Below are 23204 nucleotides of genomic sequence, written 5' to 3'. Positions count from 1 at the left end.
GGCCATGGCCGCGATGGTCATCATCGGCGCCGGCGAGTGCGGCTGCACCGCCGCCTTCGCCCTGCGCGAGGGCGGCTGGGACGGCGAGATCGTGCTGATCGGCGACGAGCCCGGCCTGCCCTATGAGCGACCGCCGCTGTCCAAGCCCGAGGGCGGCCGGGTGCAGCGCCGCGAGGTCACCGACGCCGCCCGCCTGGACGCCGCGCGCATCGACTTCCGGCCGGCCACGCCGGTGGCGGCGATCGATCGTGCGCGCCAGGTGCTGCGCCTGGACGACGGCCACGAGCTGGCCTACGCCCGGCTGCTGCTGGCCACCGGCGCGCGGCCGCGCGCACTGAATCTGCCGGGCGCCGAGCAGGCGCTGGGCCTGCGCACCCACCGGGATGCACTCGCGCTGTTCGAGCGCGCCGCCCGCGCCCGTCACGCGGTGCTGGTCGGCGCCGGCCTGATCGGGCTGGAGCTGGCGGCCGTGCTGCAGCAGCGCGGCCTGCCGGTGACGGTGCTGGAGGCCGGCGAGCGGGTGCTGGCCCGCGCGGTGCCGGCGCCGCTGGCCGAGCGGCTGGCCGCGCGCCACCGCGCCGCCGGCACCCATCTGCGCACCGGCTGCCGCCTCGCGCGGCTGGAGCTCGGCCGGGTGGTGCTGGACGACGGCGAGACGCTGCCGGCCGATCTGGTCGTGGCGGCCGTCGGCGCCGAGCCGCGCAGCGAGCTGGCCCGCGCGGCCGGGCTGGCGGTGGATGCGGCCGGCGCCCTTCAGGTCGATGCCCATCTGCGCACCGCGGACCCGGCGGTGTGGGCCGCCGGCGACGGCGCCAGCGCGCCCTCGCCCTGGTGGCCGGGCCGACCCGCGCAGCGCCAGGAGAACTGGCGCAATGCCATCGACCAGGGCCGGCACGCCGCTCGCACGATGCTGGCGGCCGAGCGCGGCGAGGTGCCGCCGGTCTTCGACGCGGTGCCCTGGTTCTGGTCCGACCAGCATGAGCTGGGCCTGCAGGTGGCGGGCTGGCCGGACGCGGGCCGCCCGGTCTGGCTGCGCACGCCCGCCCCCGACCAGCAGCTGGCCTTCCAGCTCGACGACAGCGGCCGGCTGCAGTGCGCCGCCGCGCTCGGCCCCGGCACGACGCTGGCGCGCGAGGTCCGCCTGGCCGAGCGGCTGATCCGCCAGCAGGCCCGACCGGCGCCCGAGGCGCTGACCGATCCGGCCGTCGCCCTGAGGAGCCTGGCATGAGTGCGCCCCGCCTGCAGGTGCTGCAATCGCTCTGGGGCTTCGAGCGGCTGCGCGGCGCCCCGCGCGAGCTGACGGTGCCCGAGCGCCTGCGCCGCAGCCACGCGGCCGGCTTCGACGGCGTCTCGGCGCATTTCCACGACGCTAGAGCGGTGTCGTCCTGGATCGACGAGGCGCAGGACCTGGGCCTGGTGATCGAGGGCTGCGCCTTCCCGACCCGCGTCGAGGACCTGCGCCCGGCGCTGGAGCTGGCCGCGCGCCACCGCATCCACCATGTCGTGGTGCAGGGGCTGGTGCGCCCCTACGACGCGGCTGAGGCGGCGCCGATCCTGCGCGGCTGGCAGGCCCTGGCCGACGCGCACGGCGTGCCGCTGCGCATCGAGACCCACCGCCACACGCTGACCAACGACCTGTGGGTGACGCGCGAGCTGCTCGACCGCGTGCCCGAGGTGACGCTGCTGGCCGATCTCTCGCACTACGTCTGCGGCCAGGAGATCACGCTGCCGGTCACGCCCGAGCACGAGGCCATGATCCGGCGCATCCTGTCGCGCAGCGGCGCCTTCCATGGGCGCGTGGCCAGCTCGGGCCAGATCCAGCTGGAGATCGGCTGGGCCGAGGCGCACGCGCCCTGGACGGCCCTGTTCCTGCGCTGGTGGGAGGACGGCTTCGTCGACTGGCTCGGCCGCGCCGCGCCGGGCGAGAGCCTCACCTTCACCTGCGAGCTGGGCCCCGCGCCCTACGCCATCACCGGCGCGGACGGCCAGGACCGCTCCGACCGCTGGACCGATGCCCGCCACCTGCGCGAGCAGGTGCTGGACTGCTGGAGGCGTGCCGTGCAGCGGCATGCCGCCGGCGCTCTTTGACCGTTCTTTGACCGCTCTTTGCCCGTTCCCATTCCAAATCCACCCGGAGACAAGCATGAACCGCAAGAACCTCACCCCCCGCCCGACCGCCCTGGCCGCCGCCACGCTGCTGCTCGCCCTGCTGGGCGCCCCGGCCGCGCACGCGCAGAAGATCGGCGTGACGATGACCGACTTCAACGACACCTTCCGCACCCTGCTGCGCAACGGCATCGCCGAGGCCGGCAAGAAGCAGGGCGTGGTCTTCCAGTTCGAGGACGGCAAGTCCGACGTCGGCACCCAGCTCAGCCAGGTGCAGAACATGATCGCGCAGAAGGTGGACGCGATCATCATCCAGCCGGTCGACACCGACGTGACGCCGAAGATCACCAAGATGGCGACCGAGGCGAAGATCCCGCTGGTCTACGTCAACCTCAAGCCCTCGGACTTCGAGCGGCTGCCCGCCGGCGTCACCGTCGTGGCCTCCGACGAGAAGGTCGGCGGCACGCTGCAGGCCCGCGAGGTCTGCCGCCAGCTCAAGGGCCGCGGCAACGTGCTGGTGCTGATGGGCGATCTGGTGCACGAGGCCGCCCGCACCCGCACCCAGGCGGTCGAGGCCGTCATCGCCAGCGACAAGGACTGCGCCGGCCTGAAGCTGGCCGACAAGCGCGAGGGCAAGTGGAGCCGCACCCAGGCCCAGGACATCACCACCAACTGGCTGACCTCGGGCCTGAAGTTCGACGCGATCGTCGCCAACAACGACGAGATGGCGCTGGGCGCGATCAATGCGCTCAAGGGCGCGCGCAAGTGGACGCCAGGCATGGTGGTGGCCGGCATCGACGCCACGCCCGACGCGCTGGCCTCGATGAAGAGCGGCGAGCTGAAGGTCTCGGTCTTCCAGAACGCCGCCGCCCAGGGCGCGGGCTCGGTCGAGGCGGCGCTGAAGCTGATCCGCAAGCAGCCGGTCGAGAAGTTCGTCAACGTGCCCTTCGAGCTGGTGACGCCGGAGAACATGGCGCGCTACGTCGGCAAGAACTGAGCCGCCCGCGCCACCTGCCTCGTTTTTGCCGCCCCGGGTTCCATCTGTCTGCGGGACCTGGGGCGGTCTTTCCCGCTCATCGGCCGACACCGACCGTCAGGCGCGGGTGTCCGGCACGCCCGCGTCAGCGCGCCCGCGCGATGCGGTGCAGCAGCTCCACCAGCAGCAGCCGCTCGCCCGGACTGAACCCCTCCAGCACCTCGCGCTCGCCCTCGTGCAGCAGCGCGGTGGCCTGCGCGGCCAGCGCCGCGCCCGTCTCGGTCAGCGTGACATGCTGGATGCGGCGGTCGCGCTCGCTGCGCTCGCGCCGCACCAGGCCGCGCGCCTCCATGCGGTCCAGCCACATCTTGATGTTGGGCAGCGTGACCGCCAGCGCCCGCGCCAGCCGCGTCGGCGAGACCTGCGTGTTGCCGCCCACCAGCATCAGGATGGTGTATTCGACCGGCCTCAGCCCGTGCGGCTCGCCCACGCGCGACTCGAACACCGCGGTCGTCGTCACCGCCGCCTGCGCCAGCTGGTAGCCCAGCAGCGTGAACAGCGTGCCCTCGTGCAAGCGCCCCGCCGGGGTGGCGTCATCGGTGAGATCGGACAGCAGATCGGAAACATCGGGCGCATCGGTGCTCATGCCGGAATTGTCGTCGCATGGCCTCACCCCGGTTCCCGCTTGCGGGCTTACCCGAATCTTTCACCCGCATGAACTTAAGTAAATTAAGCAAATGCGCGGATGGAACGCCTTCCACGCTCAAGCCCGACGACATGAGGAGACACCGATGAACACCCCTTTGACTTCCCGCACAAAGCCGACCGCCGCCCGCCCGCGTGCGCTGCTGCCGGTCATGCTGGCCATTCTGGCGCTGACCGGCTGCGGCAGCGATGAGGACGACACCAGCACCCCGCCGACGGCCCTACCCCAGCTGTCTGCAGCGCAGGCCGGCACGCTGTCGGGCGACTGCGCCAGCCTGGCGACAAAGCTTAATTCACTGAGCAATATTTCGGTCACTGCAGTCACGACGATCGCAGCCGGCGGCCTGAAGATCGGCGGGCAGGACATCGCCGAGCACTGCCAGGTGACGGCGCTGACCGAGTCACGCACCAGCGCGGTCGACGGCCAGACCTACGCGATCCGCTTCGAGATGCGCCTGCCCAAGGCCTGGAACGGCCGCTTCTTCCACCAGGGCAACGGCGGGCTGGACGGCAGCGTGCTGACCGCCACCGGCGCCTCGGGCGGCGGACCGCTGACGCACGCGCTGGCTCAGGGCTTCGCGGTGCTCAGTTCGGACGCCGGCCACACCGCGGCGCAGAACCCGGCCTTCGGCATCGATCCGCAGGCGCGGCTGAACTACGGCTACCAGGCCGCCGCCAAGCTCACCCCGATCGCGCACGCGATCATCCAGACCGCCTACGGCCGCAACGCCGACCGCGCCTACTTCGGCGGCTGCTCCAACGGCGGACGCCACGCGATGGTGGCCGCCGCGCGCATGCCCGAGAGCTACGACGGCTACCTGGTCGGCGCGCCCGGCTTCAATCTGCCCAAGGCGGCGACCGCCAACATCTACAAGGGCCAGCGCTACGCGATGGTCGCCACCAGCCCGACGACCGACCTGTCGACCGCGATCACCACGGCCGAGCGCAAGGTGGTGGCCGACGCGGTGCTGGCCAAGTGCGACGCGCTCGACGGCGCCACCGACGGTCTGGTGCAGGACACCGACGCCTGCCAGGCCGCCTTCCAGTGGGATCGCGACGTGCCGACCTGCAGCGGCGACACCCGCGACGGCACCTGCCTGACCGCGGCGCAGAAGACCGCCATCGCGCCCATCTTCAGCGGCGCCGTCGACAGCAGCGGCAAGGCCTTCTACGCACGCTTCCCCTTCGATCCGGGCTATGCCGGCTCGGGCATTCCGTCCTGGGCCTTCACCGCGCCGTCGCAGCGCGATGCGGTGGCGATCGCCTTCACCTTCAAGACACCGCCGGACAATCCGGTCGGCTTCGATGGCGTGGCCTTCGCGCTGAACTCGAACATCGACACGCTGCTGCAGCAGATCGAGGCGACGAACGCGACCTACACCGAATCGTCGATGGCCTTCATGACCCCGCCCTCGCCCACCGACCTGTCGAAGCTGAAGAACCGCGGCGCCAAGATGATGGTCTACCACGGCGTGAGCGACCCGATCTTCTCGGTCGAGGACACCACCACCTGGTACAAGGCGCTGGCCGCGGCCAACAGCGGCGACGCCAGCAACTTCGCGCGGCTATTCCGCGTGCCCGGCATGGGCCACTGCTCGGGCGGCCCGGCCACCGACCAGTTCGACGCGGTCTCGGCGCTGGTGAAGTGGGTCGAGCAGGGCCAGGCGCCCGACAGCCTGATCGCCAAGGCGCGCGGCACCGGCAACGCCGGCGGCGTCAATGCCGACGTGCCCTCGACCTGGGCGGTCGACCGCAGCCGCCCGCTGTGCGCCTGGCCGAAGGTCGCGCGCTACAAGGGCACCGGCAGCCTGGACGACGCCAGCAGCTTCGAGTGCCGCAGCTGAGCGGGCGCGCCGCCGCCGCGCTCACTCCATCTTGATGCCCTTGGCCTTGATGAGCGCGGCCCAGCGCTTGCTGTCGCTGGCGATCAGCGCCGCGAACTGCTCCGGCGTGCCTCCGCCGATCAGATTGCCGGGCCCGGTGATCTTTTCGCGCAGCTCCGGGTTGGCCAGCGCCGCATTGAAGACCTCGTTGAGCTTCTTCACGATCGGTGCGGGCAGGCCCCTCGGACCGATCAGTCCGACCCAGTTGTAGATCGTGACATCGGGGTAGCCCAGTTCAGCCATGGTGGGCACATCGGGCAGGCTGGGCAGACGCTTGTCGCTGGTGACCGCCAGCGCGCGTGTCTTGCCCGCCTGGATCGAAGGCAGCGCGGCGTAGGTCTGCTCGAACAGCATGTCCACCTCACCAGCCAGCAAGGCACCCGCCGCCGGGCCACCGCCCTTGTAGGGCACCGGCAGCAGATCGATGCCGGCCACACTCTGCAGCATTTCACCGCTCAGATGGTGGGCACCGCCCGTGCCTGCATTGGCGACGGTGAGCGCACCTGGCCGTGCCTTGGCCGCCTGCACGACGTCCTTCAGGGTCTTGAACGGCTTGTCCACACGCGTCACAAGCACCAGAGGCGCTCGCTCGATCAGCATGATGGGCGTGAAGTCACGGGACGGGTCGAAGGTCATCTTCGGGAACAGGTGGGCATTCACCGACAGCGGACCCATCCCACCCAGGCCCAGCGTGTAGCCGTCCGCCGCAGCCTTGGCGACAAAATCGTGGCCGATGTTGCCACTGGCCCCCGGCTTGTTCTCGATGATGAGCGTCTTGCCCAAGGCTGCACCGACCAGGGGACCAAGTTGCCGGCCACGCAGGTCGGCATTGCCTCCGGCGGCAAACGAGACGATCAAGCTGATGGGCTTGCTGGGATAGTCGCTGGCCTGGGCCTGAGCCAGCGGCGGCAGCAGAGAGGCTGCGGCTGCACCGGCCAGCAGACGCAGGACATGGTGACGAGTCAAGGACGTCATGGCAAAAGTCTCCTTCGTGTCGTGATCAATCCGTCCACGCCCAGGCCTGACGCCGGGCTCGTGGATCGGGCTCGCAGCACAGGTCGATGTTCGCGACCGATGCGATGCTTTCGCTGAACCAGGCCTCGATCCCGGCGCGGCGCTCGCCCAGATAGACCGGCTGATCCTCGGCATCGAGCACCATGCACAGGTCATGTCCTGGCACAAGAACAGTGCCGGGGCGGTGGCGCCAGAGCGCCCAGATCGTGTCGATGCTTTGCCGACTGGCGACCGGATCGAGCGAAGAATCCACATCGCGGCTGAGCAGCTCCGCGCGGTTCTTGGCGCTGTCGCCCGTGAACAGCAGGGTTCGCTGCGGGCACTCGAGCAGGTAGAGCAGGCCACCCGGCGTGTGTCCCGGAACAGGAATGGCACGAAGGCCAGGCAGGAACTCCTGATCACCCCGGATGCGGCGGGTGCGCGGATCCTTCGCCAGCGCCTGCACATACAGCTCGGGCAAGGGATTGAAGCCGGGTGGCTGCGAAGCCGCCCATTCCAGCTCGATGTCACCGATCCACGGCGTGGCATTCGGGAACAGCGTGAAGTTGACGCTGTGGTCGTAGTGCGCATGCGTGAGCACCACATCGGTCACAGCGTCTGGGGCGACCCCGTGATCGCGCAGCTGCTTGATCAGCTCTCGCCGCACACCGAAGGCACCGACATCGATCAGCACGGTGCGCTGCGTGTCGCGCAGCAGCGTGATGGTGCTCCAGCCCAGCCCACCATGACAGAGCGATCGACCGGGAAAGCCCTGGATCAGCACATCGACACGCATGTCGCCTCCCATCTCTTTTTCACCACAGAATTGCACTAAAAAATTACAAGATGCCAAGTGTCTTTTTCTTTGAAAGCTCCATCAATCGCGTTAACACTTAGTGCACATCAGAGAGAAAGCGATGTCTACACGGCACTCATGGAAACCCCATGATTGCACCAAAAACAAAACAAGTACAATTATTGCGTCAATCAAACTGCCACACAAGAGTGCTGTCATGCGTCCTCCACATCGTCACAAGCCCCTGTCATGGGCACGTCGCAGCCTGGCAGCCTCGCTGCTGCTGGCCATAGGCACATCAGGTGCACTCGCCCAGGCCCCGGCGGCGGACTACCCCAACAAACCGGTGAAGATCGTGGTCCCGTTCTCTCCCGGCGGGCCCAACGATGTGATGGCGCGCGTGCTGGCCGCGCGTCTGTCGGCCAATCTGGGCCAGCAGTTCATCGTCGAGAACAAGGCGGGGGCCGGGGGCACCATCGGCACGGATGCCGTGGCCAAGGCACCGGCCGACGGCTACACGCTGCTTTTCCCCAGCGCCCCCTTCGTCACCGCGCCAGCGCTCTACGGCAAGAAGCTGGGCTATGACACCCTGCAAGACCTCACCGGGATCACCAAGGTGGCCGAGTCCCCGATGGTGCTGATGGTGGCCGCCAGTTCACCGTACCGCACGCTGAAGGAGCTGCTGGCCGCCGCCAGCACGCAACCCGGCAAGCTGCTGTTCGCCAGCGGTGGCGTGGCGAGCACGCCGCATCTGGCCACCTCGCTGCTGGAATCCATCACGCAGACCGACATGCTGCACATCCCGTACAAGGGAGGCGGCCCGGCCATGATGGCCCTGATCGGTGGCGAGGTGACGCTCTTCCTCGACAGCATCATCAGCGGGGGCCAGCATCTTCAGGCCGGCAAGGTGCGGGCGCTGGCCGTCACGGGCGCACAGCGCCTGCCCAGACTGCCGCAGGTGCCCACCTTCGCGGAAGCCGGCCTGCCGGGCTACCAGATGACCCATTGGGTGGGTCTGGCGGCACCGGCGAAGACGCCACAGGCCATCCTCGACAAGCTCAATCGGGAGGCGGTGAAGGCTCTGGCCGCCGACGATGTCAAGGCCCGTCTGGCCGAGCTGGGTGTGACACCGGTCGGCAGCACGCGCGAGGCCTTCAACCAGTTCATCGCGCAGGAAGTCCCCCGCTGGACCGATGTGGTCCGCACACGCCGGATCGAGGCGGAATGAGTCTGGCAGCAACGTTCTGGCCCCCGGCCGGATCCGTCGATGCCCATGTGCATTTGATGGACCCGGCCTTCGCGTTTGCCCCCACACGCCGCTACACGCCCGCGCCGGCCACGGTGACCGACCTGCGGGCGCATCTGCAGCGCATCGGGATGCAGCGCGTGGTCTGCGTGCAACCCAGCGTCTACGGCAGCGACAACCGCTGCCTGTGCGACGGCCTGGCCCGCCTGGGAGCGGCGGCGCGCGGCGTGGCGGTGCTGGCCCCCTCGCACAGCGAGGCCGAGATCAGCGCACTGGTGCAGGCCGGCGTGCGCGGCGTGCGGCTGAATCTGGCGGTGAATCGCCACAGCACGATCCGAGAGGCCCGGCAGGAGATTGAGCAGGCGGCAGCGCAGATGGCAGCGCACCCCGAGCTGCACCTGCAGCTGCATGTTCGGCCCGAACATCTTCTGGCCTGCCTGCCCCAGCTGAGCGCGCTCCAGCGCCCGGTGGTGCTCGATCACCATGCCCTGCTGCCCCTGGGACAGGACGGGGCGGAGATGCGCGCTCAGGTCATCGCCGCGCTGCGGGCCTCACCGGACCTGTGGGTCAAGCTGTCGGGCCCCTACCAGATCTCGGCGCGGGCCGCCCCGTATGGCGATGTGGCACCGCTGGCGCGTGCGCTGATCGAGGCGGCTCCAGCGCGGGTGCTCTGGGGCAGCGACTGGCCGCACCCGGCAGGCGCTCACCGCGCCGCCACAGCGGGACGCGACACCATCGAGCCCTTTCGCCAGGAAGACGATGCGGCGCAACTCGCCGCCCTGCGCGCCTGGCTGGCTGACGATGCCGTGCTGCAGGCCCTGCTCGTGGACAACCCGGCGCGCCTGTACGGCTGGTCGGCGGCCTGAAACGGCTGCGTTCGGCCAGGCCTCACCAGCGACTGCCGAACACCTCACCCAGCTCGTCGAGCTGCGCGGCGGTCAGCGGCTGGCAGCGGCCGGCGCTGAGCAGCCAGAGCCGGGCGGTTTCTTCCAGCTCTTCCAGCGTCGCCATCGCGCTGGCCGGGCTGTCGTGCCAGACGTTCGGCCCCAGGCGATCGAGCATCACCGCACGCAGGAGGCGCTGAGCTGCGAATGCGCGCTCGATCAGGTCCGCGACGATCTCGCCCACCTGGGGATCACCCGGACGGTGATAAGGCACCAGCGGCACCCGGCCCACCTTCATCACGAAGTAGGGCGTGATCGGGGGCAGGATGGCCTCCGGGGTCCAGACCCCTTGCAGCGTCAGCGCCACCAGGTGGGTGGAATGGGTGTGCATCACACAGCGCGCGCTGGGGTCGGCGCCGTAGATGCGCCGGTGCAGCGCCAGGGTCTTGCTGGCCCGGTCGCCGCCGAGCTGGCGGCCGTCGCCGCTCACATGGGCCAGACGTGCCGGATCGAGAAAGCCCAGACAGGCATCCGTGGGCGTGATCAGGAAGCTGCCGTCCTCCAGCCGCACGCTGATGTTGCCCGCGGTGGCGTGCACCCAGCCTCGCTCGAACAGGCTGCGACCGGTGCGGCAGATCTCATCGCGCCAGTGAGTCTGCGTGCTGATGTGCGTGTGCGTGCTCATGCCTCGCTCCGGAACGCCTTGTCGAAGAAATCGACCGTGCCGAAGTTGCCCGACTTGAGCGCCACGCGCACGCCGCCGGGCTCCGCCGCGGGCGAATGCGCGTGGCACCACGGCACCCCCGGATCGATGGGCGCGCCGATCTGCAGCCGAGTGATGCCCAGAGCCTGCACACAGGCCCCCGAGGTCTCGCCGCCGGCCACCACCAGTTGCCGCACGCCCGCCTGCACCAGCTGAACGGCGATGGCCGCCAGCGCCTGCTCAACCAGATGGCCTGCACGAGCCACGCCCAGCTGCTCCTGCACACGCTGCACCGCGTCGGGCGTGGTGGTGGCGTGAATCAGCACGGGCGTGCTGCTGCTCAGCAAAGGGCGAGCCCAGGCCACCGCGTCGTCGACCACCGACGCACCGGTGGCCAGCGCCAGCGCGTCGATGGGGAAGTTGCGGCCCGGATGGCGCTTCACGAAGTCGGCCACCTGCGCGTTGGAGGCCGAGGAACAGCTGCCGGAGATCACCGCGCGATGGCCGTGAACCTGAGGCAGCCTCTCGGCCTCCGGACTCGGCTGCATGCCATGGTTCTGCGGCAGGCCGATGGCCACGCCAGATCCCGCCACGATCAGCGGCAGATCGGCAAAAGCACGCCCCATGGCCCACAGATCGGCGTTGCTCAGTGCGTCCACGATGGCCAGGCCCACGCCACGCTCGCGCAAGGCACGCAGGCGCTCGTCGATGGCCTCGGTCCCTTGCGAGACCACGTCGAACGGCACCAGACCGACGCGCCGGGTCGTCTGCGGCTGCAACACCCTCACCAGGTTGGCATCGCGCATCGGCGTCAGGGGATGGTCACGCATGCTGCCTTCGCTGAGCAGCACATCGCCGGTGTACAGATAGCCCTTGTAGACGGTGCGCAGGTTCTCGGGGAAGGCCGGACAGACCGGGGCGAAGTCGGTGCCCAGGGCGCACATCAGCGCATCGGCCACCGGCCCGATGTTGCCCTGCGGCGTGGAGTCGAAGGTGGAACAGACCTTGAAGTAGATCTGTCCGGCCCCTTGCTGCCGCAGCCAGGCCAGAGCCGCCAGCGATTGCGCCACCGCATCCTGCGGTGCAATCGTCCTCGACTTCAGCGCGATCACCACGGCATCGGCATCGGCATCGACGCCGACCGATGCCGTGGGCACCCCCAGGGTCTGCACGACGCGCATGCCCTGGCGCACCAGGTTGGACGCCAGATCAGTGGCCCCGGTGAAATCGTCGGCAATGCAGCCCAGCTTCAGCATGCTCAGGCGCTCCGCTGTGCTGCCGCCACCACGGCCTGCGCCGTGAGCTGGCCAAAAGCGCGGCAGCCGGTCTGCCCGCCCAGGTCAGCGGTACGGTTCGCCGGGGTCTCGAGCACCGAATCGACCGCCTGCGTCATCAGTGCGGCGGCCTTTTCCAGCGCCGGCCGACCGTGCTTTTCGCCCATCCACTGCAGCAGCATGGCGACCGACAGGATCATCGAGACCGGATTGGCCTTGTCCTGACCCGCAATGTCCGGGGCCGAGCCATGCTGGGCCTGTGCGCAGCAATGGGTGTCGCTGGCCATCATCGAGCCGGCCAGACCCAGGCTGCCCGAGAGCTCGCTGGCCAGATCCGAAATGATGTCGCCATAGAAATTGGTGGCCACCAGCACATCGAAGCGCTCAGGCTGACGCACCAGGTGGGCCGTGCTGGCATCGACCAGCAGGTCGTTGAGCTCCACCTCGGGGAAGTCCCTGGCCACATCGCGCACGCACTCCAGGAACAGGCCGTCCGTCATGTGGAAGCTGTTGGCCTTGTGGATGGCGGTGACCTTCTTGCGCCGCTTCATCGCCAGCTCGAACGCGCGGCGAGCGATGCGCTCGCTGCAATGGCGGGTGATCTTGCGCATCGACAGGGCCATGTCGGGACTGGGCATCAGCTCGGCCCATCCGCGCGTCATGTTGCGATCGGGGTAGAAGCCTTCGGTAGCCTCGCGCATGATGACCAGATCCATGGTCTTGCCCGGCTTCATGTTCGACTCGATGAAGGGTCGGGTACGTGCCGGCCGCACATTGGCATACAGGTCCAGCCCGATGCGGAACCCCGCCGACACATTGCGCCCGCCCTTCTCGGGGGTCGGGTAGTCGGCATGCGACTGCGTGCCCAGGATGATGCCGTCGAAGGTCCGGGCCTTGGCCAGCGTCTCGTCCCTCAGCGTCGTGCCGTGCTTTTCCAGGCTGGCAAAGCCCACGTCGTCGTACTCCAGACTCAAGCCCAGATCGAGCGACACATTCGCTGCCTGCAACACCTCGACCGCGGCAGCCACGATTTCAGGACCAATCCCGTCGCCGGGCAACACAAGCATCTTCATCCTAGTCTCCTGATGGACGAGGCCCCCAACGGCAGTCACTCTGCCGAAGTCCTCGCTCCGGATTCTAGATGCTTTGTACTAAACAATCACAAAGTACAAATACTTATGGTGTCATCATCGCACGCCACACGCCATCGCATCCTGCAGGCGGCGCACCGCACAGGCCGGACTGGAAAGCACGGGAACCTTCAGCCGTTCCGTCAGGACAGGCGCGACCCGCGCCATCGAGAACTGAGCCAACAGCACGGCATCCGCCGCGCCCGCCGCATGCGCGGCCTCGATCAAGAGACGGTCATGCGTGGCCACATCGCCGCCCAGCAGCGCGGGCAGTGCACCGTCGACCTGCACGCAGCGCAGGGTGCAAGCGTGCGCCTCGGCGGAATGGGCGTGAACTCGAGCTCGCAATGCCTCGAACTCGGCCACCATCGGCGCCGCAGCTGGCGCGAAGGTGGTCAGCATCAGCAAGCGCCCGCCATGTGCCAGCGCTTCCAGAAACATGGCTTCGTTGGGCTTGTGCACGGGCACGTCCAGCGCCTGCGCGGCCGCCTCGATGGCCGGGCCAAACGCAGAGCAGGTGAACAAGATGCCCTGCGCCCCTGCACCGCGCGCATATCGTGCCAAGGCCACGAAACGCTGCGTGAGCGCTGGCGTGATCTCGCCAGCGGCACTCAGGTCCGAGGACAAGCTGTCGTCGAGCAGATTGCTGCACCGCGCTCCGGGCCAGCCTGCAGCAAAGGCCTGATGGATGGGATCCACCGCCGCAGCGGTCGCATGGATCAGTGCAATCCGAGGCGATGCGGACGCGCTCACAGGTGGACCTCGATGCCGCTGCCCGACGGTCTGTCCGCGTCGTGGGGATGGGGTGGCGAAGGGTCTTGCAGCTTGAGTCCGCGCACCACATCCAGATGCTGGCGCATGCGGTGCGAGGCCTCCACGCGCTCGCCGGCCTCGATCAGATCGAGCAGCTCCAGATGCTCCTCGCTCTGGCGGTAGAGCCGGGTCCGATCGAGATTGCTGCGGTATTCGAGCAATCTGCGGAGCTGGTTGAGGTTGCGCAGCGACTCCAGCAGGAAGCTATTGCCCGCACAGGCGACCACGGTTTCATGGAACTCCGCACCGACACGGAACAGCTCCGCCCGCGACCAGCGCGCGATACCGCCATCGAGCATGGCGAGCTGCTCGCGACGCGCACGCGCGAAAGCCGCGATGTCGATGCGGAACCCCGGCTCCAGCAGCGCCGCGGGCTCGATGATCATGCGAAAGCGGTAGCACTCATGGTAGGAGCGGCTGGAGCGCAGAAAGGGCCGGAACACCCAGCCCCGGCCCGGCTTGCGCTCGGCCAGGCCTTCGCGCCCCATGCGATTGAGCACACGCTGCACCTGGATGCGCGTGAGCTCGTAGCGGTCCATCAGTTCCACCTCCGACACCTCGGCGGCCAGCACACCGCTCAGGCAGTCATCGGCCACACGCAGGTAGTTGGCCTCGTCGGAATCGCTGTCGGTCGGCAAGGCCAGATGGCGCAGTGCATCGCCGACCTGCACCAGACGGAAGCCGCGGTTGGGCACCGACTCCACCGCACCGAGTGTCTCCAGATACTGCAGGGCCTTGCGCACCGGCGAGCGCGACACCCCCAGTTCATCGGCCAGGGCCTGTTCGATCAGTCGATGCCCGGGTTCACAGGCCTGACCACACAGGCTTTCCACGATGCGCATCGCGATGGTGCTCACCACCCCTGTGGGCGTGAGTCCATCCGCGGACGACGGAGGCAATTCAGAGGAGGATGAAGCGGACTGGCGGGCGGGCATGCTGCAACAGATTCAATTGGGCTCACTTTGAGCTTACATTGAAATTGATACAAAGTCGCCCTGCCATTCAGCCCGCCCCCAGCGCCGCGCTCAGCTGCGCGGCCGCCTCGCGCAGCGCCCCGACCAGCTCGGGGCGCAGGCGCGGCTCGGGCACCGTCAGCGTCAGCGCCCCCACCAGCACCGGCGCGGCGCCCGCCGTGCCGCCGGCGCGCCACACCGGCGCCGAGATGCCGGTGAGACCCGCCACCCGGTCGCCGGTGCGCATCAGGTAGCCGTCGCAGCGGATCTGCTCGCTCAGCGCGCCCGGCTCGCCGGAGAAGGCCAGCAGCACCCGGCCGCCGGCGCCACGCTCCAGCGGCAGCAGGTCGCCGGCGCGCACATGGTCGCGCAGCAGATGCGGCGAATCCACCCGCAGCAGGCACAGCCGCTGCGCGCCACGGCGCACATGCAGCGCGACGCTCTCCTGCGTCTGCGCCACCAGCTCGCGCATCCGCGGCAGCGCCACCGCCTCCAGCGGGAAGGCCGCCGCGCGCACCTGCGCCAGCCGGTCGATCTCCGGCCCCGGCGACCAGCCCCCTGTCTCGTCGCGCACCAGCAGCCCGGCGTGCGCCAGCGAGTTCAGCAGCCGCAGCGCGGTGCTCTTGTGCAGCCGGGTGCGCTCGGCCAGCGCGGTCACGCCCAGCGCGCGGTCGCCCGGCCGGAAGGCCGACAGCAGGCTGAGCGCGCGATCGACCGCCGCGGTGCCGCCGGGCGCGGCACCCTCGTCGGCGACGGATGGGTTCGTGGACTTGCGGGGCATCGGCTATGATCCTGATCGTTCATTGAAACGCATGTTTCATTCTACAGAACAGATGAAGGATTCCCGATGTCCCTTCCATCCCTTGCCGCTCCGACAGTGCTGATCAGCGAGGTCGGTCCGCGCGACGGCCTGCAGAGCGTCACCGCGGTGATGCCGACCGCCGCCAAGATCGCCTGGATCGACGCGCTGCACGCCGCCGGGGTGCGCGAGATAGAGGTCGGCTCCTTCGTGCCGGCGGCGCGGCTGCCGCAGATGGCCGACGTGGCCGAGGTGGTGTGCCATGCGGTCACGCGCCCCGGCTGGACGGTGATGGCGCTGGTGCCCAATCTGCGCGGCGCCGAGGCCGCGCTGGCCGCCGGCGTGCACAAGCTGACGCTGCCGCTCTCGGCCAGCGAGGCGCATTCGCAGGCCAATGTGCGCCGCAGCCGCGCGCAGATGCTCGACGAGCTGCGCGCCATCGCCCGGCTGCGCGACCGCGTCGCGCCGGGCGTGGCGCTGGAGGTCGGCATGTCCACCGCCTTTGGCTGCACGCTGCAGGGCCCGGTGGCCGAGGACGAGGTGGTGCGGCTGGCTGCGGCGGCCGTCGAGGCCGGCGCCGACGAGGTCGGCCTGTCCGACACCACCGGCATGGCCGATCCGGCCCAGGTGCGCCGGCGCTTCCGCCAGGTCCACGCGGCGATCGGCCGCCACCTGGGCTCGGCGCATCTGCACAACACCCGCGGGCTGGGCCTGGCCAATGTGCTGGCGGCACTGGATGCGGGCGTGCGCACCTTCGACAGCTCGCAGGGCGGGCTGGGCGGCTGCCCCTATGCGCCAGGCGCCTCGGGCAATGTGGTCACCGAGGACCTGGTCTTCATGCTCGAGGCGATGGGCCTGGACACCGGAATCGACCTGGCGCGGCTGATGGCCGCGCGCGCGGTGCTGCGCGCCGGCCTGCCGGACGAGCCGCTGCACGGCATGACGCCCGAGGCCGGCCTGCCGCCGGGCTTCGTCTACGCCGACGGCCGCCGCCCGACCCCGCCGCAGGAGGCCGCATGAGCGCCGCCCCCACCCCGGGCCACGACGACGCGCTGCCGCTGGCCGGCGTGCGGGTCATCGAGTTCACCCACATGGTGATGGGCCCGAGCTGCGGCATGGTGCTGGCCGACCTCGGCGCCGAGGTCATCAAGGTCGAGCCGCTGGCCGGCGACAACACCCGCCGGCTGCTGGGCTCGGGCGCGGGCTTCTTCGGTATGTTCAACCGCAACAAGAAAAGCCTGGCGGTGGACGTGAAGGACCCGCGCGGCCGCGAGATCGTGCTGCGGCTGATCGCCGGCGCCGACGTCTTCAGCGAGAACTTCAAGAGCGGCACGATGGAGCGGCTCGGCCTGGGCGTCGAGGTGCTCGAACGGCTGAACCCGCGGCTGATCCAGGTCTCGCACAAGGGCTTCCTGCCCGGCCCCTACGAGCACCGCACCGCGCTGGACGAGGTGGTGCAGATGATGGGCGGCCTGGCCTACATGACCGGCCCGCCGGGGCGGCCGCTGCGCGCGGGCAGCTCGGTCAACGACATCATGGGCGGGCTGTTCGGCGCCATCGGCGTGCTGGCGGCGCTGGCCCAGCGCGAGCGCACCGGCCGCGGCCGCCAGGTGCAGAGCGCGCTGTTCGAGAACAACGTGCTGCTGATGGCGCAGCACATGATGCAGTTCGCGGTCACCGGCCGCCCGGCCGCGCCCATGCCCGCGCGCATCAGCGCCTGGGGGCTGTACGACGTCTTCGAGGTGCAGGGCGGCGAGCAGATCTTCCTGGCGGCGGTCAGCGACACGCAGTGGGCGCTGCTGTGCGAGGCCTTCGGCTGGCGCGACCTGAAGGACGATGCCCGCCTGACGACGAACAACGACCGGGTGCGCGCCCGCGAGTGGCTGCTGCCGCTGCTGCGCGAGCGCTTCGGCGGCTTCGCGGCGGCCGAGCTGTCGGCACGCTTCGAGCGCATCGGCCTGCCCTACGCGCCGATCGTGCGCCCGCACGAGCTGTTCGACGACGCGCACCTGAACGCCACCGGCGGCCTGGCGCCGGTCACGCTGCCGGCCGATGCCAGCGGCGCCGGCCAGCCGGTGGAGACGCGCCTGCCGCTGCTGCCGCTGACGCTCGACGGCCAGCGCCTGCCGCTGCGCCACGCGCCGCCCGCGATCGGCGAGCACGGGCAGGCGCTGCTGCGCGAGCTGGGCTACGGCGAAGACGAGATCGCGCGGCTGCGCGCCGACGGCATCGTCGGCGGGCCCGAGCGCCTCGGCCCGCTCAGCTGATGCGGTAGAGGTCCAGCAGCACCTGGCGGGCGCGGCGCTCGCCGGTGGCCAGCGCCATCGTCCGGTTCAGATGCGCCCAGGCCGGCGCCCCGGTGGTGAAGCGCACCAGGGTGCGGAAGAAGTAGTCCTGGCGCGGCACCGCCTCGCCGGCGGCCAGCCAGGCCATGACCTCGGCCGGGCCGTGGCGCAGGCCCTCGCTGCGCACCTCGATCAGGGCGCCGTCGTCGGCACGGATGACGTAGTGCGCGGCGATCTCGAGCACGCCGTCGCTGCGCATCCATTGCCAGTCGATGCCGCCCTCGACCAGCGTGCCCGACAGCTCCGGGCCGCTGACCTCGCCGGCGCCCAGCGGCACGAAGCGCCGCTCGCCGGCCGGCGCGGCGCCCAGGCTGGCGAGCGCGCCGACCTCGCAGCGCAGGTGCGCCATCGGGGTCAGGCCGGGTGGGCAGGCGAAGGGGGCGGGTGTCATCATCGGGCTCCGGTCCGGGCGGGGATCCGATCATCGGTCGCCCGGCCCCGGCCTTGTGTCCACCTTGAGGATGACAGCGCTTGACCGACCTCTCCGCCCCGCATGTCCAGACCGCCCTGACTGGCCTGATCGACGCGATCGGCCGCGAGGACTTCGCCGCCCGCGCGCTGGCCGCCCTGAACGAGACGGTGCGTGCAGCCTCCTGGTCGGTCTACCGGCTGCACCCGCAGGACATGCCGCCCGAGCTGCACCTCTCGGCCAGCCGGGGCGTGGAGGACGCGACGCAAGACTGCTTCCGCGCCTATCGGGACGCCGGCCTGTACCGGCAGGACCGCAGCTTCGCACGGCTGCGTCCCGGCGGGCCGCCCTCGGACCCGCAGGTGCTGCGCATGCACGGCGACGAGGCTCCGAGCCCGGCGCACCGCGAGCTGATCTACCGCCGCCACCGGGTGGTCGAGCGGCTGTCGGTGGCCAGCGTCGAGCCCGACGGCTCGCTGCTGGCGATCAACCTCTACCACCATGAGCACCAGGGCCGCTTCACGCCGGCCGAGCAGGACATGCTGGTCGCGCTGGCGCCGCTGGTGCGCTCGAGCGTGCAGCGCCATCTCGCGCTGGAGCGACGCGCCTGCGCCCTGGCACCGGCCGCCGATCCGCGCCAGCGGCTGCTGCAGGCCTGCGCGGCCCTGACCCCGCGCGAGCTCGATGTCTGCGAGCGGCTGCTGCGCGGCTGGAGCCATGACGGCATCGCCGCCGACCTCGGACTGACGCTGTCGACCGTCAAGACCTACCGGGCCCGCGCCTTCGAGCGGCTCGGTCTGCATTTCCGCAGCGAGCTGTTCGCCCGCTTCGGCCACGCACCGCACTGAGCTCGCGCCACCGCTGCGGGTTGACCCTGTCGACCTCGCGGACGACAGGAGGATGGCGGCACGGCGCACAGACTGCGGCCTGTCCAGACCGAGGAGACCTGCGCATGACCGCTCTCGCCCGCCGCCGCCTGCTCGCGGCCGTCGCCCTGACCCCGCTCGCCGCCTGGGCGCCGACCGCGTCGGCCCAGGGCTTGCCGGACCGGCCGATCCGGCTGATCGTCGGCTTTCCGCCCGGCACCGGCCCGGACCTGGTCGCGCGGGTGCTGGCGCAGCGCCTGGCCGAGCAGCTGCGCCAGCAGGTGATCGTCGACAACCGCGCCGGCGCCGGCGGCCAGATCGCCGCCCAGGCGGTCGCGCGTGCGGCGCCCGACGGCACGACGCTGCTGCTCGGCGAAGTCGGCTCGATCGCGATCGCGCCGGCCGCCTTCGAGAAGCTGCCCTATGCGCCCGCCCGGGAGCTGGCGGGCATCAGCGAGGCGGTGCGCTCGGACTTCCTGTTCGTGGTGCCGGCCACCTCACCGCACGCCTCGCTGGCCGCCTTCGTCAAGGCCGCACGCTTGCGCGGCGACCGCACCAACCTGGCGACCTTCGGCGCCGGCACGCCGGGCCATTTCGCCGCCGACATGCTCGGCGAGGCCGCTGGCTTCACGGTCGAGCCGGTCCACTACCGGGCCACCGGCGACGCGGTGACCGCGATCATCGCCGGGGATGTGGCCGGCGCCTTCGTGTCGACCGCGCTGGGCCTGGCGCAGATCCGCGGCGGGCGCATGCGCGCGCTGGCCACCACCGCACCGGCACGCCTGGCCGCGCTGCCCGAGGTGCAGACCTTCGCCGAGGCCGGCTGGCCGGCGCTCGATGTCTCGGCCTGGTTCATGCTGATGGCGCCCGCGGGCACGCCGGCCGCGCTGCTCGACCTGCTGCAGCGCCAGACGGTCGGCGCACTCCAGCATCCGGAAACCCGCACGAAGCTGAGCGAGGCCGGCTTTTCGATCACCGGCAGCTCGCGGCCCGAGGCCGAGCGGCTGCTGGTGGCCGAGGCGCGCCGCTGGGCAGGCGTGGTGCGCAGCAGCGGCTTCAAGGGCGACTGATCAGTCCGCCATCACGATGACCTGGCGCAGCTTGCCGCTGGCCGGGTCGACGCTGGGCGGCGCGGCGTCGACGCTGAGCTTGATCTCGGGCAGGCCCTGGCGGCGCAGGTAGTCGCGCAGCACCGTCAGCGCGCGCTCGCGCAGGCGGGCCGGATCGCTGCTCAGGCTGTCGTCGAGCCGCAGCGACAGCGCATCGGCCGAGGTCTGCAGCAGCTGGAAGCGGTGCAGGTCGGCGCCCTCCTCCAGCACGGTGGTCACCGCCAGCGGCGACAGCCGCACCTCGGCCGAGCGCGCGTCGCGCAGCCGCAGCGTGTCGTCGCCGCGGCCCTCGATGGTGAAGGACGGCCGGTGGTTGCCGCAGGGACAGTCGTCGGCGTGCATCGTGACGCTGTCGCCCAGGCGGTAGCGGATCAGCGGCTGCACCCGGTTGGCCAGATTGGTCAGCAGCACCGCCTTCGACGGCGTGCCCGGCTCGACCGGCTGGTCATCGGCGTCGACCGGCTCCATCACGACCCAGTCGTCGTTCAGGTGCATGCGCCCGTGCGGGCACTCGAAGGCGATGCTCAGGCACTCGGAGGCGCCGTAGTCGTTGATGACCGGCGCGCCGAAGACCGACTCGATCCAGTCGCGGGTGCTCGCCGGCAGGCCTTCGCCGCCGGCCCACAGCGCCAGGGGCGTGAGGCGCAGCCGCCCGGCCTGCTGCTGGCGCGCCAGCTCGGCCAGCATGCTGGGATAGCTGGCCAGGAAGGCGGGCCGCCATTCCTGCAGGCCGGCGCAGATCTCCTCGATCGGCTGCGTCACCGAGAAGGCCCGCGAGGCACTGCCTGAGACCGGATTGAAGCGGCACTGCCGGCGCCAGAACGAGACGCTGGCGTAATGGCCGTCGAGCGCGGCCACCAGCGCGCTGCGCGGCTGCAGCCCCCACGGACCGAAGGCGCCGCTGGCGGCCATCGGCCACCAGCGCTGGGTCGCGAAGCGGCGGTCCATGCGGCTCTCGAGCAGCGAGGAGTAGACCGCCAGCGCACCGCTGTCCTGGACAAAGATTCCCGGCTCGCCGCTGGTGCCGGAGCTGGTCCAGATCGCGTAGCGGCGCAGGAAATCCTCGCCGATGCGCGAGCGGTCGGCCAGGAAGTCCTCGACGCCGGCGCGGGTGATCGCCGGATCGGTGACCCACTGGTCGAAGTTCGCCATCAGCATGGTCTTGTCGACCGGCGGCAGATCCTGCCAGGCCGGCATCAGCGCGCCGGGATGGCGGCCGTGATGACGGCGGTAGAACTGGCTGCGCGCATGGGCCTGCTCGAGCAGGTCGCGCTGGCGCCGGCGCACCAGATCGGCGGAGGCGGCCGGCACCCGGTTCGCCATGCCCAGCCAGCCGGCCGGGGACCAGGACTGCATCCAGTCCACCCAGGGTTCGTCGTGCACGAGTGCTGCCATGTGCCTGTCTCCTTCTGTCCCAAGGGGGTTGCAGCCGGCACGCGAAGAGCGGTCAGTGCCGCCTGCGGCCGGTCCTTGCGTCCGTTTGTCACGGACATCTTGGACCGCCCGGCGAACATCTGCCTGACATGCATCACTCAGGACATGGTTTTTACATTCAGGAAGACCAGGTACCTGAAATCACCGGCTGCAGTGCCGTCTGGTAGTCGGCCGGCAGCGTGGTCGTGCCGATCGAGGGCATCGCGAAGGCCGACATCGCCTCGATCAGCGTGTCGACCTGCGCGGCCTGCAGCGTGCGGCCATCGGCGGTGCGGAAGACCTCGATGCGCGCGGCCGGATCGGTGTCCCAGTCCATCAGGTAGACGCGGTTCCAGGTGCCCAGGACCGTGACCTCGACGAAGCCGTCCAGGCGCTGGAACCAGAGCTGCTCGGCGCTGATGCCGGCACCGAACTCGACCACATCCTGGTTGCCCTCGGCGTCGTCCCAGTCCCAGATCACGTCCAGGCCGGTATCGCGGCCGATGCGATAGACATCGTTGCCCGCCCCACCGGCGAGAGAATCGGCGCCGCCGCTGCCCAGGATGGTGTCGTTGCCGGACGAGCCCAGCACCAGGTCGGTCCCGCCGCCGGCGTCGATCAGCAGGCTGCCCTGCACCGTCGTGCCGCTCAGATCGATGATGTCGTCGGAACTGGTGCCCAGCAGCCGGGCCTGCCCGGCGACACCCTGGACATCCAGGATCTCGATGCCGCCGGCCGACAGGTCGCGAACACCGATGTCCATGCTCCCGGTGCTGATCGCGACGATGCGATCGATGCCGTCCAGGCCAGTGTCCGCCCAGGTGTCCCAGCCCATGAACTCGGTGCTGCCGTAGACGCCGCCGGTGATGCGGTAGGTATCGCCGCCCTCGCCACCGTCGAGCAGATCGTCGCCCGCGCCGGCCACGATGGTGTCGTCGCCGGCGCTGCCGAAGACGGTGTCGTGGCCCCGGTTCGCATCGATGACCAGATTGGCGCCGGTCAGCGTCGTGCTGCGGAAGTCGAACAGGTTGTGCCCCGTGTCACCCAGCAGCCGGACGGTGCCGGCGGCGCCGCTGGCGTCGATCTGCTCGATGCCGGTGTCGACCCAGGAGCGCAGACCGATGTCGACCGACCCGCTGCCCAGCGCCACGATGCGATCGGTGCCGCCGGCGCCGCTGTCCTTGAAGGTGTCGTAGCCATGAAAGCCGGACCAGCCCCCCGCCTCGTTGCCGCTGACCTGGAAGGTGTCGCCGCCCTCGCCGCCATCGAGCAGGTCGTCCGCCGCACCGCCGACGATCGTGTCCGCACCCGCGCTGCCGAAGATCGTGTCGTTGCCATGTCCGCCGTCGATCACCAGGTTCGTGCCCAGCACCGTCACGCCGCGCAGGTCGATCAGGTTGGCGTCGCCGGTGTCGAGCAGCCGCACCGTGCCGGTCGCGCCCCGCGCGTCGATCTCCTCGATGCCGCTGGCCGCGAAGCCCCGCACGCCGATGTCGACGTTGCCGGTACCCTGCGCCACGATGCGGTCGACGCCCTCGGTGCCGCTGTCCTTGAAGGTGTCGTAACCGTGGAAGCCGGTGGTGAGGTTGCCCGTCACCCGGAACGTGTCGCCGCCGCCCGCGCCGTCGACCACATCCTCGCCGCTGTGGCTGATGAGGGTGTCGGCGCCAGCGCTGCCGAAGATCGTGTCGTTGCCGTTGCCGCCGTCGATCACCACGTTCGCGCCGGTGATCGTCACGCCGCGCAGGTCCAGCACGCTGGCCGTGCTGTCCCCCAGGATGCGCACCGTGCCGGTGGCGCC

At 70.4% G+C, this 23204-nt stretch carries 22 protein-coding genes; 10 read left to right on the top strand and 12 right to left on the bottom strand.

The features are described from left to right. The first annotated feature begins 4 nt into the window (after positions 1–4). Genes BW996_RS09205 through BW996_RS09195 form a run of 3 tightly spaced genes read left to right on the top strand, consistent with a single transcriptional unit; the run spans position 5 to position 3103 of the window. On the top strand, positions 5–1228 hold the full coding sequence (locus BW996_RS09205) for an NAD(P)/FAD-dependent oxidoreductase (protein ID WP_037477903.1): 1224 nt from the start codon (positions 5–7) through the stop codon (positions 1226–1228). Next, complete coding sequence (locus BW996_RS09200; protein WP_037477905.1) at positions 1225–2088, top strand: sugar phosphate isomerase/epimerase family protein; 864 nt, start codon at positions 1225–1227, stop codon at positions 2086–2088. Before BW996_RS09205 ends, BW996_RS09200 begins: the two co-directional genes overlap by 4 nt. A gap of 55 nt (positions 2089–2143) precedes the next feature. Continuing rightward, complete coding sequence (locus tag BW996_RS09195) at positions 2144–3103, top strand: sugar ABC transporter substrate-binding protein (RefSeq protein WP_051631483.1); 960 nt, start codon at positions 2144–2146, stop codon at positions 3101–3103. A gap of 124 nt (positions 3104–3227) precedes the next feature. On the opposite strand, the gene BW996_RS09190 is transcribed toward BW996_RS09195, so the two are convergent. Further along, positions 3228–3728 (bottom strand): MarR family winged helix-turn-helix transcriptional regulator, encoded by a 501-nt coding sequence (locus tag BW996_RS09190; protein ID WP_051631484.1) that lies wholly within the window; start codon positions 3726–3728, stop codon positions 3228–3230. Positions 3729–3873: 145 nt separating this feature from the next. Between BW996_RS09190 and BW996_RS09185 the strand changes: the two genes are divergently transcribed. Then, entirely contained in the window at positions 3874–5631 is a 1758-nt protein-coding gene (locus BW996_RS09185; protein ID WP_081837920.1) for a tannase/feruloyl esterase family alpha/beta hydrolase, read from the top strand. A 21-nt stretch (positions 5632–5652) separates the two neighbouring features. Here the strand turns inward: BW996_RS09185 and BW996_RS09180 are convergent, their stop codons facing one another. Both BW996_RS09180 and BW996_RS09175 read right to left on the bottom strand, forming a co-directional pair. Continuing rightward, positions 5653–6636 carry a Bug family tripartite tricarboxylate transporter substrate binding protein gene (locus tag BW996_RS09180; protein WP_241461811.1) on the bottom strand — a complete coding sequence of 328 codons (984 nt, stop codon included), beginning with the start codon at positions 6634–6636 and terminating at the stop codon, positions 5653–5655. 34 nt (positions 6637–6670) lie between these two features. After that, positions 6671–7516: an MBL fold metallo-hydrolase gene (locus tag BW996_RS09175; RefSeq protein ID WP_241461812.1), complete on the bottom strand. Its 846-nt coding sequence runs from the start codon at positions 7514–7516 to the stop codon at positions 6671–6673. Positions 7517–7805: 289 nt separating this feature from the next. Between BW996_RS09175 and BW996_RS09170 the strand changes: the two genes are divergently transcribed. Together BW996_RS09170 and BW996_RS09165 are read left to right on the top strand one after the other, a co-directional pair. Further along, positions 7806–8687 carry a tripartite tricarboxylate transporter substrate binding protein gene (locus BW996_RS09170; RefSeq protein WP_245801909.1) on the top strand — a complete coding sequence of 294 codons (882 nt, stop codon included), beginning with the start codon at positions 7806–7808 and terminating at the stop codon, positions 8685–8687. Then, positions 8684–9571 (top strand): amidohydrolase family protein, encoded by an 888-nt coding sequence (locus BW996_RS09165; RefSeq protein ID WP_081837922.1) that lies wholly within the window; start codon positions 8684–8686, stop codon positions 9569–9571. The genes BW996_RS09170 and BW996_RS09165 overlap by 4 nt, the downstream gene beginning before the upstream one ends. A gap of 22 nt (positions 9572–9593) precedes the next feature. Here the strand turns inward: BW996_RS09165 and BW996_RS09160 are convergent, their stop codons facing one another. The 6 genes from BW996_RS09160 to BW996_RS09135 all read right to left on the bottom strand — a co-directional run bounded on the left by BW996_RS09160 (position 9594) and on the right by BW996_RS09135 (position 15243). Further along, positions 9594–10274: a class II aldolase/adducin family protein gene (locus BW996_RS09160; RefSeq protein ID WP_037477911.1), complete on the bottom strand. Its 681-nt coding sequence runs from the start codon at positions 10272–10274 to the stop codon at positions 9594–9596. Next, positions 10271–11554, bottom strand: coding sequence for a 3-oxo-tetronate kinase (otnK, locus tag BW996_RS09155; RefSeq protein WP_175619106.1), 1284 nt, complete (start codon positions 11552–11554; stop codon positions 10271–10273). The genes BW996_RS09160 and otnK overlap by 4 nt, the downstream gene beginning before the upstream one ends. Further along, positions 11551–12639, bottom strand: a complete 1089-nt coding sequence (locus BW996_RS09150; protein WP_037477915.1) for an isocitrate/isopropylmalate dehydrogenase family protein — start codon at positions 12637–12639, stop codon at positions 11551–11553. The genes otnK and BW996_RS09150 overlap by 4 nt, the downstream gene beginning before the upstream one ends. A gap of 114 nt (positions 12640–12753) precedes the next feature. Then, positions 12754–13449, bottom strand: coding sequence for an aspartate/glutamate racemase family protein (locus BW996_RS09145; protein ID WP_037477916.1), 696 nt, complete (start codon positions 13447–13449; stop codon positions 12754–12756). Continuing rightward, positions 13446–14366: a GntR family transcriptional regulator gene (locus BW996_RS09140; RefSeq protein ID WP_241461813.1), complete on the bottom strand. Its 921-nt coding sequence runs from the start codon at positions 14364–14366 to the stop codon at positions 13446–13448. The genes BW996_RS09145 and BW996_RS09140 overlap by 4 nt, the downstream gene beginning before the upstream one ends. Positions 14367–14511: 145 nt before the next feature. Continuing rightward, complete coding sequence (locus BW996_RS09135; protein ID WP_037477918.1) at positions 14512–15243, bottom strand: IclR family transcriptional regulator; 732 nt, start codon at positions 15241–15243, stop codon at positions 14512–14514. Positions 15244–15309: 66 nt separating this feature from the next. On the opposite strand from BW996_RS09135, the gene BW996_RS09130 reads away from it, so the two are divergent. Continuing rightward, positions 15310–16281, top strand: coding sequence for a hydroxymethylglutaryl-CoA lyase (locus BW996_RS09130; protein WP_037477921.1), 972 nt, complete (start codon positions 15310–15312; stop codon positions 16279–16281). Next, positions 16278–17528 (top strand): CaiB/BaiF CoA transferase family protein, encoded by a 1251-nt coding sequence (locus tag BW996_RS09125; RefSeq protein ID WP_037477923.1) that lies wholly within the window; start codon positions 16278–16280, stop codon positions 17526–17528. The genes BW996_RS09130 and BW996_RS09125 overlap by 4 nt, the downstream gene beginning before the upstream one ends. Here the strand turns inward: BW996_RS09125 and BW996_RS09120 are convergent. Continuing rightward, complete coding sequence (locus BW996_RS09120) at positions 17521–17997, bottom strand: DUF3237 domain-containing protein (protein ID WP_037477948.1); 477 nt, start codon at positions 17995–17997, stop codon at positions 17521–17523. The two genes, BW996_RS09125 and BW996_RS09120, sit on opposite strands and share 8 nt — an antisense overlap. Before the next feature lie 80 nt (positions 17998–18077). Between BW996_RS09120 and BW996_RS09115 the strand changes: the two genes are divergently transcribed. Together BW996_RS09115 and BW996_RS09110 are read left to right on the top strand one after the other, a co-directional pair. Beyond that, a complete protein-coding gene (locus BW996_RS09115; RefSeq protein WP_051631488.1) occupies positions 18078–18863 on the top strand; it encodes a helix-turn-helix transcriptional regulator in 786 nt (261 codons plus the stop codon). A 104-nt stretch (positions 18864–18967) separates the two neighbouring features. After that, positions 18968–19951 (top strand): Bug family tripartite tricarboxylate transporter substrate binding protein, encoded by a 984-nt coding sequence (locus BW996_RS09110; protein WP_037477925.1) that lies wholly within the window; start codon positions 18968–18970, stop codon positions 19949–19951. Here the strand turns inward: BW996_RS09110 and BW996_RS09105 are convergent, their stop codons facing one another. Next, positions 19952–21385, bottom strand: coding sequence for a phenylacetate--CoA ligase family protein (locus tag BW996_RS09105; protein ID WP_051631489.1), 1434 nt, complete (start codon positions 21383–21385; stop codon positions 19952–19954). 157 nt (positions 21386–21542) lie between these two features. Further along, positions 21543–23204: calcium-binding protein (locus tag BW996_RS09100; protein WP_139330814.1), on the bottom strand; the 1662-nt coding region annotated here is incomplete at its 5' end.

Origin of the sequence: Sphaerotilus natans (assembly GCF_900156335.1) — a bacterium.
GTDB classification, from domain to species: domain Bacteria; phylum Pseudomonadota; class Gammaproteobacteria; order Burkholderiales; family Burkholderiaceae_C; genus Sphaerotilus; species Sphaerotilus natans.
The sequence above is the reverse complement of the archived record's forward strand: the minus strand, read 5'-3'. Positions and strand labels throughout refer to the sequence as shown.